This window comes from Streptomyces sp. NPDC002734, assembly GCF_040295685.1.
In the GTDB taxonomy this organism is placed as follows: Bacteria; Actinomycetota; Actinomycetes; order Streptomycetales; family Streptomycetaceae; genus Streptomyces.
The window spans coordinates 1-17,560 of the sequence record NZ_JBEOVU010000019.1 but is presented as its reverse complement, the minus strand read 5'-3'; the positions used below and the strand labels follow the sequence as shown (position 1 = coordinate 17,560).

Sequence of the window (17,560 nt, the reverse complement as noted above, 5' to 3'; positions counted from 1 at the left end):
TTCATTCGGAGTTTGCGTACGAACGCTCAGAGAATTGCAGAGGACGGTCGACTCGTCCACAGCTCGGTCACGATGTTCTCGGCCGGGCCCCGGGGCGGGTGCGGGCATGCCGGTGAGGCGGCCCGGGAAGCGGACCGCCTCACCGGAACCGGTGGCGTCAGTTGCGGTTGACGACGAACTGCGAGCCGGGCTCCACGCAGACCTCCCCCTCCGCCGAGTTGGTGATGCTCACCCCGCTCAGCGTGGCGCTGCCCCTGGCTCCGCCCATGGCGAGGACGCCGCAGCCGTTGACCGATCCGTCGATGCGGACACCGGTGACCTTGACGTCCGGCATCGCGCCGCCGCCGGTCTTGAACTGGATGCCGTCGTAGGTGGAGTCGTGGATGTCGGTGTCCCTGATGGTGACCCCGGGGATGTCCGGTCCCTGCGCGAAGAGGGTGATCGCGCCGAACTCCTGGTCCTCGTTCCAGAACGCGCCGCCCGTGCGGTACAGGCCGTTGTTCGCGATCAGGGTCTGGTCGCCGAACGGCAGCGGGTCGTGGTCGGTGGCCAGCATGATCCCCGGGTAGTTCATGGTGTCGGAGACCAGGTTGTTCTCGACGGTGTTGCCGTGACCGCCGTAGACCGCGATGCCGTTGGCCCGCCAGGGCAGTTGCACGGTGTTGTTGCGGAAGTGGTTGTCGTGGCCGACGTCGACGGAGGTGTCCTTGACGTACTTGTTGGCCCACACCGCCAGGGCGTCGTCGCCGGTGTTGCGCAGCGACGAGTCGTGGACGGTGGAGTTGCGGGTGCCGTTGGAGAAGTTGACGCCGTCGGCGTAGGTGTCGCGGATCCGCATCCCGGTGAACTCCACGCCGTCGCCGGGGTTCCAGAGCTCGGGGATGTTGGAGTAGTCGCGGCCGACCCAGGCGGCCACGTTGGCGTGCTCGATCCAGACGTTGCTGATCCTGGTGTTCCTGCCGAAGCGGCCGTTGAGCGCGACGCCGCCCTCGGCGCCTCCGTCGCCGCCCCGGATGGTTCCGGAACCGAAGATCGCGATGTCGGAGATCTTCGTGTTGTCGTCGATGTCGAAGCCGAAGTTGCCCTCGTGCGGGTGGTTGATGCCGCCGGCCTGGTGCGGCGGGGTCAGCGCGTACAGCTGCGAGTGCCACATCCCGGCGCCGCGCACGGTGACGTCCCGGATCCCGACCTGGTTGTACTGCCCGCGGTTCTGCGGGTCGTCGGTGAGGATCTTCTTCTCCTGGCGCCACTGGCCGGCCGGGATCCAGACGCAGTCGATCTCGCCCTTCTGGTCTGCGGTGACGGCCCGCTGGATGGCGTCCGCGTCGTCGATGCCGTCGTTGGGCACGGCGCCGTACTCGGTGATCGAGGTGCACGCGGCGGGCTTGGGCGCCGGTCCGGCGACCTGCTCCAGGTCGATCAGGTCGATGACGTAGTAGGCCGCCGCGTCGCCCGCGTCCCGCTGGAGGCGGAACTTCGTGCCCGCCGGGTAGGTCTCGGTCAGCAGGGCGTGGGACTCGTCGAAGAGACGGCGCGCGTCGCCGCCAGGGGTGTTGGTCAGGCCCTCGGGGTCGTCGGTGCTGCCGTAGAGCCAGCTGTGCTTGGAGGAGAGCGTCAGCTTGCGGACGAACTTCCCGTCGGCGTAGAGGCTGATGGTGGCCTCCCGGCCGCCGCCGGACGCGGCGTCGGGGATCGAGTTGCGCACCACCACGGAGTTGGCGGCGGCGGTCGAGGTGAACTCGACGTGGTCGCCGGTGTCGTCGAGCCGCACCGACCTGCGGCCGGAGGACTCGGTGGCGAAGTTGGTGTGCCCGAAGGTGCGCTTCTTGTCGGCGGTCAGCAGGGTCCCGTCGTAGCTGCCGGCCTCGGCCTCGTACTCGGTGTACGGGAGGGCGGCTCCGCGTCCCACGACGAGGGACCGGGCGAAGACGTTGTTGTTCTCGTCGGTCTCCTCGACCGTTCCGGTGGCGTCGGCGGTGGCCGTCAGGGTGGCGCCGCCGCCGACCGCCTTCCAGGTCCCGGTGAGGGCGACCTCGACCGTGCCACCGGCGGCGACCGCCCCGGTGGCGCCCTGAAGGGTGGTGTCGCCGACGGTGAGACGGGTGACGGTGCCCGCCGGGACGGAGGTGGTGCCGCGGTTGTCGACCGTGACGGTGAAGGAGACGGACGAGCCGACCGCCGGGGAGGCGGGGTTCGTGGTGATCCGGGTGACCCTGAGGTCCGGGCCCGGGCTCCGGTCGACGGTCAGTCTGCTGCTCGCCGTGCGGCTGTTGTTGCTGTCGTCCAGCTCCACGACGGCGCCGGTCGGGTCGACGACCGCCGAGACGCCGTAGGAGCCCGCCGGGCGCCGGCCGACGGGGACGGAGACGGTGGCGCTGCTCCCGGCCGGGAGCGAGGCGACCGGCGCGGAACCCGCGACGGTTCCCTCGACGCTGACGTTCACCGTCGTGGCCGGGGCGGTCGCGGTGCCGGCGTTGCGCACGGTGGCGTTCACCTTCACGTCGTCCCGCTCGGTGGGGGCGGCCGGCGTCCAGGTCAGGTCGGTCAGGACCAGGTCGGGGTTGGGTGCGGCCCGGCCCACCACCTGCAGCTCGGCGACCTGGCCGCCCGCCGCGCCGGTGTTGGAGTGGAACCGCAGCCGCACGTCGGCGACGCGGCCGGTCACGGGCACCACGACGGAGTTCTGGCCCGACGACGGGCTGAAGGCGTACTCGGCACGGGCCTTGAGAGTGCTGAAGGAGGACGCGCCCTCGGCGCGGCCCAGCACCTCGATGGTCTGCTTGCGCGGACCCCAGACCGGGTCGGGGTTCAGCTTGACGACCACGGCCTCGAGGTCCGCGTCCGCACCGAGCCGGACCGTCAGGTCGGCCGGCGTCCCGGCCGACTCCCAGTAGGTGGTGGTGCTGTCGTCGTTGGCGTTGGCCGCCACGTAGTTCTGGGTGCTGGACGTGGCTTCGATCGGCTTGTTCCGTGCCAGGTTCGTGCCCTGCACCGGCGGGTCGACGGGGCCCGGGCCGCCGCTCTCGCCGTAGATCTCGAGCTCGGACAACTGGGCGGCGTTCCAGCCCGAGTTGGAGGCGACCTGCACCCGGACCCAGCGCGCCGACGTGGACGGCAGGTCGACGTCCAGGGTGTTCGCCGAGGCCGGGTCGAACACGCGGGCCTGCGCTCCGGCCAGGGTGCTGAAGGAGGTGCCGTCGGAGCTGCCGAGGACGGTGAGGGACTGGGTGCGCCGCTCCCACCCGGTCGGCAGCTTGAGCACCGCGCGGTCCAGGGTGACCTGCGCGCCGAGGTCGACCTGCACCCACTGCGGTAACGCGCCCGCGGGGCCTTCCCAGTACGTCTGCTGGCTGCCGTCCGTGACGTTGCCCGCCGGGTAGCCGGAGTGGGATCCCCCGGCCGTCGCGGTTCTGCCGAGGGCGAGGTTGGGCTGTTCGGCCGCGGCCTGTGCGGGCGCGGGCAGCAGTCCGACGGTGACCAGGGCCGCTGTGAGCAGTCCCGCCCCCCATCGCCTGCGTGGTCGAGTGGCTCTCATGGCTGCCTTTCCGTGATGCGGGCACGGTGCGTCGCCCGCACCGGACCCTCGTTCAGGGGGCGGCGGACGGGAGCGGAAACCGGGTGCCCGGCAGGATTCGACGAGGAAGTGCGATCTCAAGCCAACTTCTTGAGCGATTACGTGACTTCTTTGCGTCACCGAAGTGAAAGGTTTCTCTCCGGTGGGAACTTTGTCAACGGTTCCACGCGATTCCTGCCGCCCGCATACGCAGACGGCGCTGCCGCCGGACCCCGGGGAAGGGTCCGGCGGCAGCGCCGTCGGTGAGATCCGGTGCGGTCAGCGCCCCGGGGGCGGGGCGGTCGAGCCGCGGACGACCAGCTCGGACTCGAAGAGAAGTTCGCCGGGGCCGGGGTGGGAGCCCTGGATCTGGGCGCACAGCAGGTCGACCGCCGCGCGGCCCATGGCCTCGATGGGCTGGCGCACGGTGGTCAGGGGCGGTTCGGTGCACGTCATGAAGGCGGAGTCGTCGAACCCGACGACCGACACGTCCTTGGGCACCGAGAGCCCGCGCCGGCGGGCCGCCCTGACGGCGCCCAGGGCGAGCGGGTCGCTGGCGCACACGATGCCCGTGACGCCCTCCGCCAGCAGCCGGGTGGTGGCCGCCTGGCCGCCCTCCAGCGAGAAGATGGACCGCTGGACGAACTCCTCGGGCAGCGCCGAGCCCATGGCCCCGGCCGCCACGTGGGCGGCCTCCAGCTTGCGGCGCGAGGGCATGTGGTCGGCCGGGCCGATCACCAGGCCGATCCGCTCGTGGCCGAGGGAGGCCAGGTGGCGCCACGCCTGCTCGATGGCGACCGCGTCGTCGCAGGCCACGCACGGGAAGTCCAGGCCCTCGATCGAGGCGTTGATGAGGACGACCGGCACCTTGCGCTCGGCCAGCAGGTGGTAGTGCTCGTGCGGCGCGTCGGCCTGGGCGAACAGCCCGCCGGCGAAGATGACCCCGGAGACCTGCTGCTGGAGCAGCAGGTCCACGTAGTCGGCCTCGGAGACGCCGCCCTTGGTCTGCGTGCACAGCACGGGGGTGAGCCCCTGCTGGGCGAGCGCGCCGCCGATGACCTCGGCCAGCGCCGGGAAGATGGGGTTCTGAAGCTCCGGCAGGACCAGGCCGACGAGCCGGGCCCGCTCCCCGCGCAGCTGCGTGGGGCGCTCGTAGCCGAGGACGTCCAGCGCCGTGAGCACGGACTGCCGGGTCGCCTCGGAGACCCCGGGCTTGCCGTTGAGGACACGGCTGACCGTGGCCTCGCTGACCCCCACCTTCTTCGCCACCTGGGCCAGTCGTCGCGTCATGTACGCAAGCCTAGCGCAAGAACCGCAAACTGTTGCGGTCCCGGCTTCGTTCCGTGCCCCCTTTCCGGTCGTCCGCCGACCGTGAGCAGGACCGTGTCCGGGCCCTGCGTTGTCGGATCGACGCAAGCGCACGCAAGCGCGGTCGTCCCCCGGATCAGGCGCGCAGCCACGCTGCGGTGTCGGCCGGCAGCGCTCCGTCGTCGGTGAGGGGACCGCTGGCCAGCAGGATCCGCTCGTGGGGCGGCAGGGCGACCGGGTCGCGGGACAGGTTGACGACGCAGACCAGGCCCTCGGCCCTGCGGAAGGCGAGGACCTCGTCCTGGGTGTCGAGCCAGGTGAACGGGCCGTCCCCGAAGCCGGGTTCGGTACGTCGCAGCCGGAGCGCCTCGCGGTACAGGAGGAGCATGGAGTCCGGGTCGGTCCGCTGCCGGTCGACGGCGAAACGCGCCCAGTCGGCGGGCTGCGGCAGCCAGGGCTCGGCCTCGGCGCCGAATCCGTACGACGGGGCGTCGGCCTCCCACGGGAGCGGGACCCGGCAGCCGTCCCGGCCGGGGTCGACGCCGCCGGAGCGGGAGTGCATCGGGTCCTGGATGCGGTCGAGGGGGATGTCGGCCTCCGGCAGGCCCAGTTCCTCGCCCTGGTACAGGTAGACCGATCCGGGCAGGGCGAGGCTCAGCAGGGCGGCGGCGCGGGCGCGGCGGGTGCCGAGGCCGAGGTCGGTGGGGGTGCCGAAGCGTTTGGCGGCGAAGTCGAATCCGGTGTCGGCGCGCCCGTAGCGGGTGACGGTGCGGGTGACGTCGTGGTTGCACAGCACCCAGGTGGCGGGGGCCCCGACCGGCGCGTGCTCGGCGAGGGTGTCGTCGACGGAGCGGCGGAGCCTGTCCGCCTCCCAGGGGCAGGTGAGGAAGTTGAAGTTGAACGCGGTGTGCAGTTCGTCCGGGCGCAGGTAGCGGGCGAAGCGTTCGGCGTCGGGCAGCCAGACCTCTCCGACGAACACCCCGCCGTACTCGTCGGCGATCGCCCGCCAGGCGCGGTAGACGTCGTGGAGGGCGTCCTGGTCGATGAAGGGCGCCGGATCCACGCCTTCGACGTAGTCCGGCAGTTCGGGGTGCTTGACGAGCAGTGCCGCGGAGTCGATGCGCACGCCGGCGACGCCGCGCTCGAACCAGAAGCGCAGGATGTCCTCGTGCTCCTTGCGGACGGCGGGGTGGTCCCAGTTGAGGTCGGGCTGCTCGGGGGTGAACAGGTGGAGGTACCACTCTCCGTCGGGCACCCGGGTCCAGGTGGTGCCGGAGAACTGCGACGGCCAGTCGTTGGGCGGCAGTTCGCCCCTCTCCCCGCGTCCGGGGCGGAAGTGGAAGAGTTCCCGCTCCGGGCTTCCCGGTCCGGCGGCGAGGGCCGCCTTGAACCAGGCGTGCTGGTCGGAGACGTGGTTGGGGACGATGTCGACGATGGTGCGGATGCCGAGTTCGCGGGCCTCGGCGATCAGCTTCTCGGCCTCGCCGAGGGTGCCGAAGGCGGGGTCGATGGTGCGGTAGTCGGCCACGTCGTAGCCGCCGTCGACCAGGGGCGAGAGGTACCAGGGGGTGAACCAGACGGCGTCGACGCCCAGTTCCGCGAGGTAGGACAGCCGGCCGCGGACGCCCGCGAGGTCACCGGTGCCGTCGCCGTCGCCGTCGGCGAAGCTGCGCGGGTACACCTGGTAGATGACGGCGTCGCGCCACCAGTCGGCGTTGCGGTTCGGGAGGGGGGCTGCCACGTGTCGGTCCTTTCGGGCAGGGTGGATCTTCGCCGCCGGCCCGGACAGCGGGCGTGGGACCGGGCCGGCGGCGAAGCGTGAGGGCAGGTGGGGCGGGGTGGCGGGCGGTCAGCCCTTGAGGCCGCCCGCGGTGAGGCCGCCCATGATGTTGCGCTGGAAGACCAGGAAGATCAGCAGCGTGGGTACGGCCGCGATGGTCAGCGCGGCGATCAGCACGTTGACCGGCACGCCGGTGGAGAGCGAGTAGATGCCGACGTTGAGGGTCTGCTTCGCCGGGTCGGGCAGCGTGAGCATCGGCCAGAGGAAGTCCTTCCAGACGCCGATGATCGCGAAGATCGAGACCACTCCGAGGACCGGCCGCGAGACGGGCAGCACGATCGACCACAGGACGCGCATCGGGCTCGCGCCGTCGATGGAGGCGGCGTCCAGCAGCTCCTTCGGAATGGAGTCGAAGAACCGCTTGAGCAGGAAGATGTTGAAGGCGTTGGTCACCGAGGGGAGCCAGATCGCCCAGGGGGTGTTGAGCAGGTTCCGCTCGACGACCGGGACGTCCAGGACGGTCAGGTACTGCGGCACCAGGAGCACCGTCGCCGGGATCATGAGCGTGGCGAGCATCATGCCGAGGATGGCCTTGCCGAAGACGGGCCGCAGTTTGGAGAGCGAGTACGCGGCGGCGACGTCGAGGACGAGCTGGAAGGCGAGCGCGCCGAAGGCGTAGTAGAGGGTGTTGCCGAGCAGTGTGGCGAGGTCCATGACCTCCCAGGCGCGGCTGTGGTTCTCCGGGGTGAAGGAGTGCGGCACCAGGGTCGGCGGGGTCCGGATCACCTCCTGGGCGTCCTTGAAGCCGCTCGAGACCAGCCAGTACAGCGGGCCCAGGAAGGCGAGGGTGAAGCCGCCGAGCACCAGGGCCAGGGCGATCCGGTAGAGGGCCTTGCCGCGGGGCCGGGCGAGCTGGGCCGGTGAGATGAGCGTACGCGTGGACATGGTTGTCTCCCCCTGGCCTACTCGTCCTCGGCGCGGCTGAGCCTGGCGTACGCCGCCGAGAAGCCGGCGAGCAGTACGAGCAGGAGCAGTCCGAGCGCCGCCGCGGCGCCGTAGTCGTTGAAGTTGAAGGCGTACTGGTAGATCAGGTAGACGACCGTGGTGGTCGATCCCTCCGGGCCCGCGCCACCGGTGAGCAGGAAGGGCTCCACGAAGACCTGCATGGTGGCGATGATCTGCATGAGCAGCATCAGCGAGAGGATCAGGCGGGTCTGCGGGACGGTGACGTGCCAGATCTTGCGGAGCAGGCCGGCGCCGTCGAGCTCCGCGGCCTCGTACAGCTCGCCGGGTATGCCCTGGAGGGCGGCCAGGTAGATCAGGGTGGCGCCGCCCATGTTCATCCAGGTGGACGCGACGACGATGGAGAACATCGTCAGGTCCGGGTCCTGGAGCCACTGCTGTTCGGGCAGGTGGAGCAGCCGCATCAGTTCGTTGAGCAGGCCGTACCCGGGGTCGTAGAGGTACTGGAACAGCAGCACGGAGGCGACCGGCGGCAGCATGACCGGCAGGTAGACCAGCAGCCGGAGGTAGCCCTGCCCGTGGTGGAACTCGTTGATGACGATCGCCACCACGAACGGCACGACGAAGCCGAGGAGCAGCGCCAGCACGGTGAACAGCAGCGTGTTGCGCCACGCCTGCCAGAACGCCGGGTCGTTGACGACGGTGACAAGGTTGTCCAGGCCGACCCAGGTCGTCCGTCCGCCCTCGGTCTTCTGGAAGGCCAGCAGGAACTCCCTGACCATCGGGTACCAGGAGAACACGGCGAAGCACAGGACCGCGCCGATGAGGAAGCCGTGGGCGGTCAGGTTGCGCCTCAGGCTCTTGGCGAAGGCGCCGCCGACGGGCGGGGGGCCCGCCTCGCGTGGCTCGCCGCGGCGGGCGGGCGCCGCCTTGCCGGGGGTCAGGATGGGGGTCGACATCGTCGCTCCTCGGTACGGATCTGCGGTGTCCGGGGACGGAGGGCCGGGCGGGGCGGACCGGTCCCGGTCCGCCCCGCCCGCCGTGTCACTGGTGAGCCAGGATCTGGTTGACCTGGGACTCCGCGGTGGCGAGAAGCTTGTCGACGTCGGCGTCCTTGTTGGTGAGGATGCCGGACATCACGTTGTCGAGGACCTTGTAGATCTCCTGCGCCTTCGGCGGCTCGGCCTTGCCCGCGACGGGCTTGTCCATGTAGGCCTTGAAGTTCTGGACCGGCATGGTGGCGTGCTCGGTGCGGGCGGCGTCGTCCTTGGTCTTGGACTCGTTCAGCCAGAAGTTGGGCTGCGGGATGCCGACGGGCAGACCGTCCGCCTTGGTGCGCTCCCAGTCGAACTGACCCTTGCCGACGGTGAGGTTCTTGAAGTTGAGCCAGGCGATCGCTGCCTTGATCTTGTCGGACGAGATGCCCTTCTTGATCATGTAGTTGTTGCCGCCGGCCAGCGTGTTCTTCCCGCCGGGGATCGGGCCCATCCCGAAGTTCTCGTACTTCGCGCCGAGCTGCTGCACCATGTACGCGATGTCGTCGGGCGCGGCGAGGAACATGCCGAGCTTGTCGGTGGCGATCTGCTTCTGCAGGTCGCCCCACTTCAGCAGCTGGGTCCTGCCCATGCTGTCGTCCTGCCAGCGCATCGCGTGCAGGTTCTCGGCGACCTGCTTGCCGAGTTCGTTGTTGAAGGCGGCCTTCTTGCCGCTCGGGTCGACGACGTCGCCGCCCACGCTGTACATCTGCGCGGTGAAGTGCCAGCCGCCGGTGTTGCCCGCGCTGTACTCGCCGAAGCCGGACATGCCCTTGCCGAGTCCGGCGATCGCCTTGGCGGCGGAGCGGACCTCCTCCCAGGTGGCCGGGGGGTTGTCGGGGTCGAGGCCGGCCTTCTCGAAGAGCTTGCGGTTGACGAGCAGGCCCATCCGGTAGTTGCTGGTGGGCAGTCCGTAGAGCTTGCCGTCGTGCTGCAGCGAGCCGAGGACGTCGGGGTCGATGTCCTTGAGCGCGGGGACGGACGTGTCGTTGACGTAGGCGGTGATGTCCTGGGCGCCGTCGTTGTCCAGCACCTGGGGCAGGTCGGTGAAGTAGGTGTAGAAGACGTCCGGCTGGGACTTCGCCTTGAGCATGGCGGTGAAGCGCGGCGGCTCCAGGCACTGGCCCGGGGTGGAGCGGCCCTCGACGGTGACGTTCGGGTAGGTCTGGTTGAACTCCTTCACGTCCTCCTTCCACTCCTTGAGCTCGGCCGCCTTCGCCGCGGGCGGCATGCAGTCGATGGTGATCGTCACCTTCGTCTTCGGGTCGAGCGGAGCGGAGGGATCCGACGAGCCGCCCCCCTGGGAGGCGGTGCTGTCGTCGCTGCTGCTCGTGCCGCAGGCGGCGAGCGTGCTCAGGCTGAGGGCGGAGACGAGAGCGATCGCGCTGGCGCGGCGGGCAGGGCGGAACCGGGCACTTCTCATGAGTGCTCCCCTTCGGGCATGAACGGCGAGGTCACCCCACCACCGGACGGCGGATGCGTTGTGGGGCGCGGCACACTCAACCACCGCCGACAAGTGGACGCAAGATCTCGCGCACACTTCGTAATTATTGAACAAGGCTCCGTCGGTTAGCTGTCTGCCGCTCGCACGATCACGGCCGTCCCTCTGTTCCCGCAGGCCCGGCCGGTGCCCTGTCAGAGCTGCGGAGCCTCGCTCTCCTCCACCATGCGGCGGCCGACGCGCAGCACCGAGAAGAGCAGGGTCAGCACGGTGCCGGCGAGCGCCCAGGCGCCCAGGACCAGCAGCGGACCGGTGATGGCGCGCCCGCCGAAGTACCCGATGGACCGGGCGGTCCAGGTGCCGGCGCCCGGGATGAGGGCGGGCCCGATGTCCCGCCAGAACGGGGGCAGCAGCGGATACGGGTAGGCCCCGCCCGCGCTCGGGTTTCCGGCGATGACGACCACCAGGACGGTGAGCCCGATGCCGATGACGCCCAGCGCCCCCTGGAAGGCGAAGGTGACCGCCCCGGTGGCGAACACCACCAGCGCGCCGAGCCACCACAGGCCCACGGTGCTGCCCGGCATCGCGCCCAGCACGGGGCCGATCACCACCGCGCCCAGCAGCCCGAGCAGCACCGAGTACACCGCCAGCGTCAGCAGCCGGATCATCGCCCGGCGGAGGTTGGCGGGCCGGGCGCCGTAGCTCACGGCGAGGATCGCGGCGCACAGGTAGCCGCCCACGCACCAGCCGACGATCAGGTAGAACGACGACAGTCCGCGCGCGTCGCCCCGCTCGATGGGGACCAGGTCCACGGTGCGCACCTGGCGTCCCTGGCGGGCCTCCGCCTGGCCGACCACCTCCTCCAGCGCGTCCGCCACCGGGGCGCCGCCCCCGCTCGCGACCAGCAGCCGGTCGGCGGCGTCCGGGCCCGCGACGAGGGCGCCGTAGATCTTCCGGTCCTCGATCTGCTGTCGCGCTTCCTCGGCCGAGGCGAGCGGCCGGGCGTCCAGGGGGGACCCCGGCAGCGCGTCCAACTGCCGCACCATGCGGTCGCCGCCGCCCTGCGGGACGACGACGCCGAAGGCGATGTCCCGGGGTTTGGGATCGTGGAAGGCGCCGGCGTACGAGGCGATGAACAGCACCCCGAGCGCCAGCACGCCCAGGATCAGCAGCGCCGACCGCGGGCGCACCGCGTCCTTGACCTCTTCGGCGAACGTGGGCCCGGGCGCTCCACCACTGCTGCTCATGATCCCCAGCCTGGGCGTCGGGCCGTCACCTCGCAGGCCCAGGCCGCCGGGTGGGGGAACGGGCAGAGCCGCCCGGGTGCGTCGGCTCAGCCGGCCGGACGCCACCCGAGCAGGGGGCCCAGGCGGGTCGCGAGGTCGGTGAGGATCTGCTCGTGGTCCTCCCGGGCGAAGGTGAAGGGCAGGGCGAAGGCCACCTCGTCGATCTCCCGGTACGAGGCCAGGGCGAGGAGCCGTTCGGCGAGCTGCTCGCTGGGTCCGACCAGGTCGGGCGCGAACATCAGCCGGGCCGGGCCCTGCGGGGACCGGGTACGGGGGAGCCGCGCCCGGGCGTACTCCTGGTAGCGCTCGCGCTGGGAGGGTGAGGCGCTGTCGGTGGGGACGACGACCAGTCCCTGCGAGACGCGGGCCGCCTCACCGAGCGGGTGGGCGGCGCGGAAGGCACGGATGTGGGACAGCTGCACGGCGTCGAAGTCCGGGGCCTTGGCCTCCGGCGCCTCGACGTCCGGGGTGTCGGCGTCCGGGGCGCCTGCGTCCGGCCCCTCCGCCTTGACCACGCTGCTGGTCAGGAGGTTCATGCCCTGCTCCCCCGCCCACCGCGCGGAGCGCAGACTGCCGCCGCCGTACCACAGGCGCCCACGCAGACCGGGGGAATGCGGCTGGACCCGGTCGGAGTAGACCTCGATGCCCTCCGTCCCGCTGAAGCGTGACGCGGGCCGGCCCTCGATCAGGTCGAGCAGGCGGCGCACCCGTCCGTACCCGAAGTCCTCGGCGTCACCGGTGTCGGGGTAGAGCGAGTCCCTGACGTCCTCCCAGTGGACCGGCGGGCCGACGCTGACGCCGGGGTTGAGGCGGCCGCCGGACAGGACGTCCACGGTGGCCAGGTCCTCGGCCAGGCGCAGCGGGTTCTCCCAGCCCAGCGGGGTGACGGCGGTGCCCAGCTCGATGCGCCGGGTGCGCTGGGTGGCGGCGGCCAGCACCGCCACCGGCGAGGAGATGCCGTGCTGCAGGTGGCGGTGGCGCAGCCAGGCGCTGTCCAGGCCGAGCCGCTCGCCCAGTTCGATCAGGCCGAGCGTCGCCTCGTGGCCGGCGCGCGGATCGGCCTCGTCGAACGATCCGATGGTCAGGAAGCCGAGTTTGCGCAGCGGCCGGGTGCCTGCGCCGGTGTCCGGGACGGGGGGCATGGGGCTCCTCGGTTCGGTGAGGTGACGTCACCCCACCGAACCCGCCGCGGGGCCCGGTTGTTCCGCGCGGCTCCCTCGGCGTGGGGGTGTTCCGCGCGTCCCCCGGCGGCGGGTGACGCCCGCCCGGGGACGACGCCGGCGGCACCGGTCACCGAGCGGACCGCCGGCTCCCCGGCGGTCGTCGCCTCAGTGGTCGTCGCCGTGGTCGTCTTCGCCTCCGCGGTCGTCCCCTCCACGGTGGCCCCCGTGGTCGTCGCCGTCGTCGGCGCCGTCGTGATCATCGACGGAGTCACGGGCGTCGCCACCGCGGCGTCCCCCGTTGTCGTCACCGCCGTGGTCGTCGGAGCCGGCCCTCCGGCCGCCGCCGTCGTCGCTCGCCCGGGGTCCCTCGGTCCTCGTGATCAGGCCGGTGGCGCGGTCGACGTCGACCCGGTACCGCATGCCGTCCTGGGAGAGCCGCACGCTCCACACCACGCGGCCGTGCTCCGTCTCCTGTTCGACCTCGAGCACACGTCCCCCGCCCACGCTCGCCCGGGCCAGCTCGACGGCCCGCTCCCGGGTGACAGCGGCACTCCCCCGCGCGGGCGTGCCGGTCGCGGTCGGGTCCGTGGGCGCGACGGACCCGGGCTCCTCGCCGGGCATGGAGGGGAGCGCCTGCGACGCGGTACCGGCCAGGGCCGCAGGCGAGGACGCGGACCGGGCGGAAGCCCCGGCCGGACCGTCGACGGCGAGTGCCGTGCCCACGACCGCGGCCGCGGTGATCACCCCGGTGGCGGCGAGGACGACGATGTTGCGCTTCATGATGGACTCCCTCGGTGTAGCCTCGTGTGCTCCGAGGTTGTCCCGGGCGGGGATAGTGCCGCGCTGCGCCGCTGCTAACGGTCGGTTAAGGCGTGCTGCCCGGCCCTCCGGGAGCGGGCGGGCCGAGTTCGAGCGTCACCCGCGCGCCGCTGCCCGGACCGGCAGCCAACCTGAGTCTGCCGCGGCCGGTGCGGGCGGCGCGGCGGGCGATGTCCAGCCCGAGGCCGGTCGAACCGCCGCCGCTGGCGCCGCGCCGGACCTGGTCGGCCGAGAGTCCGGGCCCGTCGTCGGCCACGGTCAACAGGGCTCCGCCTCCCGACCTGGGCGCCAGGACGACGGCGAACGCCGTACCGTCGGGGGTGTGGGCGAAGACGTTGCCCAGCAAGGCGTCGAGTGCCGCCCCCAGTTCGTCGGCGGTGACCGCGACGGGCAGGGGCCGGTCCGTCACCTCGAGGGTGAGCTCCCTGCCGGTGTCCTCGGCCAGCACCGACCAGAACGCCACCCGGTCCCGCACCACGGTGAGCGCGTCGCAGGTCGCGTCGCCGGCACGGGCGGGGTCGCTGCGCCGGCGCGCCTGGAGAATGAGTCCGGTGACGGCGCGCTCGAGGGCGTCCACGCTGCGGGTGATGCGCGCCGCGTCGTCGGGGTCGGCCATCGACTCCGCCTCGAGCCGGAGCGCGGTCAGCGGCGTGCGCAGCCGGTGGGAGAGGTCGGCGACCTGTTCGCGTTCCTCCCGCAGGAGTTCCTGGATCCGGGCGGCCAGGTGGTTGAGCGCACCGGCCACCTCGCGCACCTCGGGCGGACCGACGGGGCGGGCCCGGGCGGACAGTTCGGCCCCCGCGAGCCGGTGCGAGACGGTGGCGAGTTCCGCGATGGGGCCGACCAGGGAGCGGCTGAGCCGGTCGGCGACGAGCAGCCCGAACAACAGCAGTGCCAGGCCGAGGGCGACGAGGGCCAGCCATGCCCGGGTCACCCCGCGGGTCAGTTCCGCGGCGGGCACGAGCACGCGGATCACCGCGGGCCCGTCCGGTCGGCCCAGCACGGCGACCACGATCTCGCGGCCCTCCGGGCGCTCCACGCTCCGGCTCGCTCCGGCGCGGGCGGCGAGCCGGACGGCGGTGGTCCGGGGCGCGGGCGTGCCCACCACCGAGCCGTCGGGAAGGAAGACGGTGACCGTCCCCCGTGACGTTGCCGCCACCTGCGCGACGCTGTCCCGCAGGGTCGCGGGGTCGGCGGTGCCGACCGGCAGGACCAGGCTCTGGGCGTCCGCGACGGCGGCGACGACGGCCCGGTCCGCGGCGACCGTGCGCAGCAGCAGTGCGAGGGGCACCAGGAAGGCGAGGAGGGTGAGGCACACGGTCGCCGCGACCAGCAGGGCGAGCCGCCGCCTCATCGCGGGGCCGCGGGCGGGCTGAGCCGGACGCCGACGCCCCGCACGGTGTGCAGGTAGCGAGGGTGCTGCGCGGTCTCCCCGAGCTTGCGGCGCAGCCACGACAGGTGCACGTCCACGGTCTTGTCCGCGCCGCCGTAGGGCACCTGCCAGACCTCGGAGAGCAGTTCCCTCTTGGTGACGACCTGGCCGGCCCGGCTCGCCAGGTGGAGCAGCAGGTCGAACTCCCGAGGGGTGAGTTCGACGGCCGCGTCGTCCAGGGTGACCTCCCGGGCACCCGGGTCGATCCGCAGCCCGCCGACGACGACCGCGTCCGCGGCGTCCGCCTGCCGGTGGGGGCCCCGCCGCAGCACGGCCCGCACCCTCGCCTCCAGCTGGGCCGCGGTGAAGGGCTTCACCACGTAGTCGTCGGCGCCCGCGTCGAGTCCGCGGACCATCTCGGTCTCGTCGTCCCGCGCCGTCGCGATGATCACCGGCACGGCGCTGACCGCGCGCAGCATGCGCAGCAGTTCGATGCCGTCCAGGTCCGGCAGGCCGAGGTCCAGGACCACGAGGTCGGGGCGTTCGTCCAGCACCGCCTGGACACCGCTCATCGCGGTGCGGGCGGAGGCGACGGCGTGACCGTGCTCCCGCAGGGCGCGGACGAGCGGGGTCCGGATCGCGGGGTCGTCCTCGATGAGCAGCAGGTGGGCCACACCGGCACGCTAGTCCAACGGGGCGCGCGCGCAAGGTCCTTAACCTTGTCTTAGGGGTCTGCGGGGCCGGCGTTGGGGGCGCGCGTGCGAGAGTGCGGGCATGCGTCGCCGTCCTCTTCTCGCCGCGGGCGGCTGGCTGGCCGCCGCGGCGCTCACCACCGTCGCCGGCCTGGCCGCCGTGCGGGTCATCGGCGAGGGCATCACCTCGTCCACCGGCGCGGACGTGCTCACGCCGCGGGAGGCCGCGCGGCAGCTCGCCTCGGCCTCGGCCCTCCCGTCGCCCGCCGCCGATCCGGCGCCCGGGCCGTCGGGGTCGTCCGAGGCGTCCGGGTCGTCGGAGCCGTCCCGCTCGTCCGCGCCGTCCGGGTCGTCGCCGGAGGTCTCCCCGTCCGGCGCCGCGCCCCCCGCGTCCACGGCGTCGGTGAGGAAGGTGGTGACCAGCCCCGGCGGGACGGTGGTGGCCGAATGCCACGGCACGCTGGTGACGTTGAAGTCGTGGGCCCCCGCCCAGGGGTACGGCGTCAAGAAGGCCGAGCCGGGACCGGACGAGCACGCCGAGGTGAGCTTCGAGGGCGGCTCGGGCCGGGTCGAGATCCGCTGGCGCTGCGCGGACGGACGTCCCGTCGCCTCCTGGCGGACGGACGACTGATCCGTCCCACGGGCCTGGCCTCAGTGGACCTCTTCCAGGTAGGGGGCCAGGCGGGAGCCGAGGTGGCCGAGGAGTGCTGCCTCCTGCTCACGGAGGAAGAAGTGGCCGCCGGGCAGGACGACGGTCTCCAGGCCGGCGTCGGTGACCTCGGCCCAGGTGTCCAGGTCCGTCGCCGGGCAGACGGGGTCGCGGTCGCCGCCGTACGCGGTGACGGGAATCCGCAGGCGCTCGGCGGGCGGGTCCGGGCGGTAGGCGTCCAGCAGCCGGTGGTCGCCCCGCAGGGACGGCATGAGCAGTTCGCGCAGGTCCGGGTGGTCGTAGGCCCAGGCCTCGGGCCCGGCCAGGCGCGCGACCGACGCGAGCAGCCCGGCGTCGTCGAGCGGCAGCGGCGCGGGGCCGCGACGGTGCGGGGCGCGCCGCCCCGACACCAGCAGCGCGACGACGTCCGCGTCGGCGCGGTCCCGCAGCCGGAGCGCCACCTCGTAGGCGACGGCGCTGCCCATGCTGTGCCCGAACAGGGCGACGGGCAGGTCGAGACGGCCGGTGAGGGCGTCGGTGACCGCGTCGGCCAGCGCGGCCATGGAGGTCTCGCAGGGTTCGGCGAGGCGGTCCTGCCGGCCGGGGTACTGGACGGCCAGCAGCTCCACGCCGGCGGGCAGCAGCGGCGGCCAGCCGGCGTACGCCGTGGCGGTACCGCCCGCGTGCGGGAGGCACACCAGCCGCAGCCGGGGCTCTGCGACCCGGTGGTGGCGCAGCCAGCGGCCGCGGGTGCCGGTCCACGCCGGCCCGACGCCGGGTCCGCCGACGGTCATCGCTGCTCCGCCCCTGAGCGGGTGACGGGGAGCACGATCAGCAGGGTCACCGACCCGTCCTCGGCCACCACTTCGCGCAGCGGGCGGAAGCCGACCTTGCGGCACATGGCCAGGCTGGCGGTGTTGCCCGCGCCGAGCATGCCGTAGACCTCGGTCAGGCCGAGGTTGTCGGCCGCGTGCCGGGCCATGCCGCGGACGGCCTCGGAGCCCAGGCCCTTGCCCCAGTAGCCGGGGGCGAGGGCGGTGACGAGTTCGTGGCCGTCGACGTTGCCGGTCCGCTTCACCTCGGCGTGCCCGACGTACGTCCCGTCGAGCCACAGACCCCAGACATCGAACAGCCGTTGCGGATAGACCTCGGTGAGGATGGACCGGAAGAGGGCCCGGATGTCCGCCTCGGGCACCCGCTCCTGCCCCATCCAGCGGCATACGGCCTCGTCGCGCAGGAGGGCGACGAAGGCCTCCTCGTCGGCCGGGCGGTAGGGGAGGAACTCCAGTCGTTCGGTGTACAGGACGGGCGTCTTCATGGGGTCTCCTGGTTCACGTGCGTCCTCCACGTGCGTCGTGCGCTGTCCTGCACGCGGGTCCGCGTGGGCGTTCACGTCGGCGGCGGGCGCCCGCCTTGGCCAGCGCCCCGACGAGCGTCTTGCCGCCCTTGCCGAAACCGATGACAGCAAGATCCACCTCGATGGCGCCCATGGGGCTCAGG

14 protein-coding genes are annotated in these 17,560 nt (G+C 72.5%); 1 reads left to right on the top strand and 13 read right to left on the bottom strand.

The window, feature by feature from the left end; genetic code table 11:
• Positions 1-157 precede the first annotated feature (157 nt).
• From ABT026_RS18390 to ABT026_RS18340, 11 genes are all read right to left on the bottom strand, one after another.
• Positions 158-3,535: a CARDB domain-containing protein gene (locus ABT026_RS18390; RefSeq protein ID WP_351115603.1), complete on the bottom strand. Its 3,378-nt coding sequence runs from the start codon at positions 3,533-3,535 to the stop codon at positions 158-160.
• A 297-nt stretch (positions 3,536-3,832) separates the two neighbouring features.
• The gene (locus ABT026_RS18385) at positions 3,833-4,843 is read right to left on the bottom strand and encodes a LacI family DNA-binding transcriptional regulator (protein ID WP_351115601.1); all 1,011 of its coding nucleotides are present in this window, start codon (positions 4,841-4,843) and stop codon (positions 3,833-3,835) included.
• A 154-nt stretch (positions 4,844-4,997) separates the two neighbouring features.
• The gene (locus ABT026_RS18380; RefSeq protein ID WP_351115599.1) at positions 4,998-6,602 is read right to left on the bottom strand and encodes a glycoside hydrolase family 13 protein; all 1,605 of its coding nucleotides are present in this window, start codon (positions 6,600-6,602) and stop codon (positions 4,998-5,000) included.
• Between the two features lie 108 nt (positions 6,603-6,710).
• Positions 6,711-7,586, bottom strand: coding sequence for a carbohydrate ABC transporter permease (locus tag ABT026_RS18375; RefSeq protein WP_351115598.1), 876 nt, complete (start codon positions 7,584-7,586; stop codon positions 6,711-6,713).
• 17 nt (positions 7,587-7,603) lie between these two features.
• Positions 7,604-8,563 (bottom strand): carbohydrate ABC transporter permease, encoded by a 960-nt coding sequence (locus tag ABT026_RS18370; RefSeq protein WP_351115597.1) that lies wholly within the window; start codon positions 8,561-8,563, stop codon positions 7,604-7,606.
• An 85-nt stretch (positions 8,564-8,648) separates the two neighbouring features.
• Positions 8,649-10,061 carry an ABC transporter substrate-binding protein gene (locus tag ABT026_RS18365; protein WP_351115596.1) on the bottom strand — a complete coding sequence of 471 codons (1,413 nt, stop codon included), beginning with the start codon at positions 10,059-10,061 and terminating at the stop codon, positions 8,649-8,651.
• A 212-nt stretch (positions 10,062-10,273) separates the two neighbouring features.
• Positions 10,274-11,326, bottom strand: coding sequence for a DUF3533 domain-containing protein (locus ABT026_RS18360; protein ID WP_351115595.1), 1,053 nt, complete (start codon positions 11,324-11,326; stop codon positions 10,274-10,276).
• An 86-nt stretch (positions 11,327-11,412) separates the two neighbouring features.
• Complete coding sequence (locus ABT026_RS18355; protein WP_351115594.1) at positions 11,413-12,507, bottom strand: LLM class flavin-dependent oxidoreductase; 1,095 nt, start codon at positions 12,505-12,507, stop codon at positions 11,413-11,415.
• A 186-nt stretch (positions 12,508-12,693) separates the two neighbouring features.
• Entirely contained in the window at positions 12,694-13,308 is a 615-nt protein-coding gene (locus ABT026_RS18350; protein WP_351115593.1) for a PepSY domain-containing protein, read from the bottom strand.
• An 85-nt stretch (positions 13,309-13,393) separates the two neighbouring features.
• Entirely contained in the window at positions 13,394-14,701 is a 1,308-nt protein-coding gene (locus ABT026_RS18345) for a sensor histidine kinase (protein ID WP_351115592.1), read from the bottom strand.
• Positions 14,698-15,393 carry a response regulator transcription factor gene (locus ABT026_RS18340; RefSeq protein WP_351115591.1) on the bottom strand — a complete coding sequence of 232 codons (696 nt, stop codon included), beginning with the start codon at positions 15,391-15,393 and terminating at the stop codon, positions 14,698-14,700. Before ABT026_RS18340 ends, ABT026_RS18345 begins: the two co-directional genes overlap by 4 nt.
• 100 nt (positions 15,394-15,493) lie before the next feature.
• Between ABT026_RS18340 and ABT026_RS18335 the strand changes: the two genes are divergently transcribed.
• The gene (locus tag ABT026_RS18335; protein ID WP_351115589.1) at positions 15,494-16,042 is read left to right on the top strand and encodes a hypothetical protein; all 549 of its coding nucleotides are present in this window, start codon (positions 15,494-15,496) and stop codon (positions 16,040-16,042) included.
• 20 nt (positions 16,043-16,062) lie between these two features.
• Here ABT026_RS18335 and ABT026_RS18330 read toward each other — a convergent pair whose 3' ends face one another.
• Positions 16,063-16,854, bottom strand: a complete 792-nt coding sequence (locus ABT026_RS18330; RefSeq protein WP_351115587.1) for a thioesterase II family protein — start codon at positions 16,852-16,854, stop codon at positions 16,063-16,065.
• Positions 16,851-17,378 (bottom strand): GNAT family N-acetyltransferase, encoded by a 528-nt coding sequence (locus tag ABT026_RS18325; protein ID WP_351115586.1) that lies wholly within the window; start codon positions 17,376-17,378, stop codon positions 16,851-16,853. The genes ABT026_RS18330 and ABT026_RS18325 overlap by 4 nt, the downstream gene beginning before the upstream one ends.
• Positions 17,379-17,560: the final 182 nt, after the last annotated feature.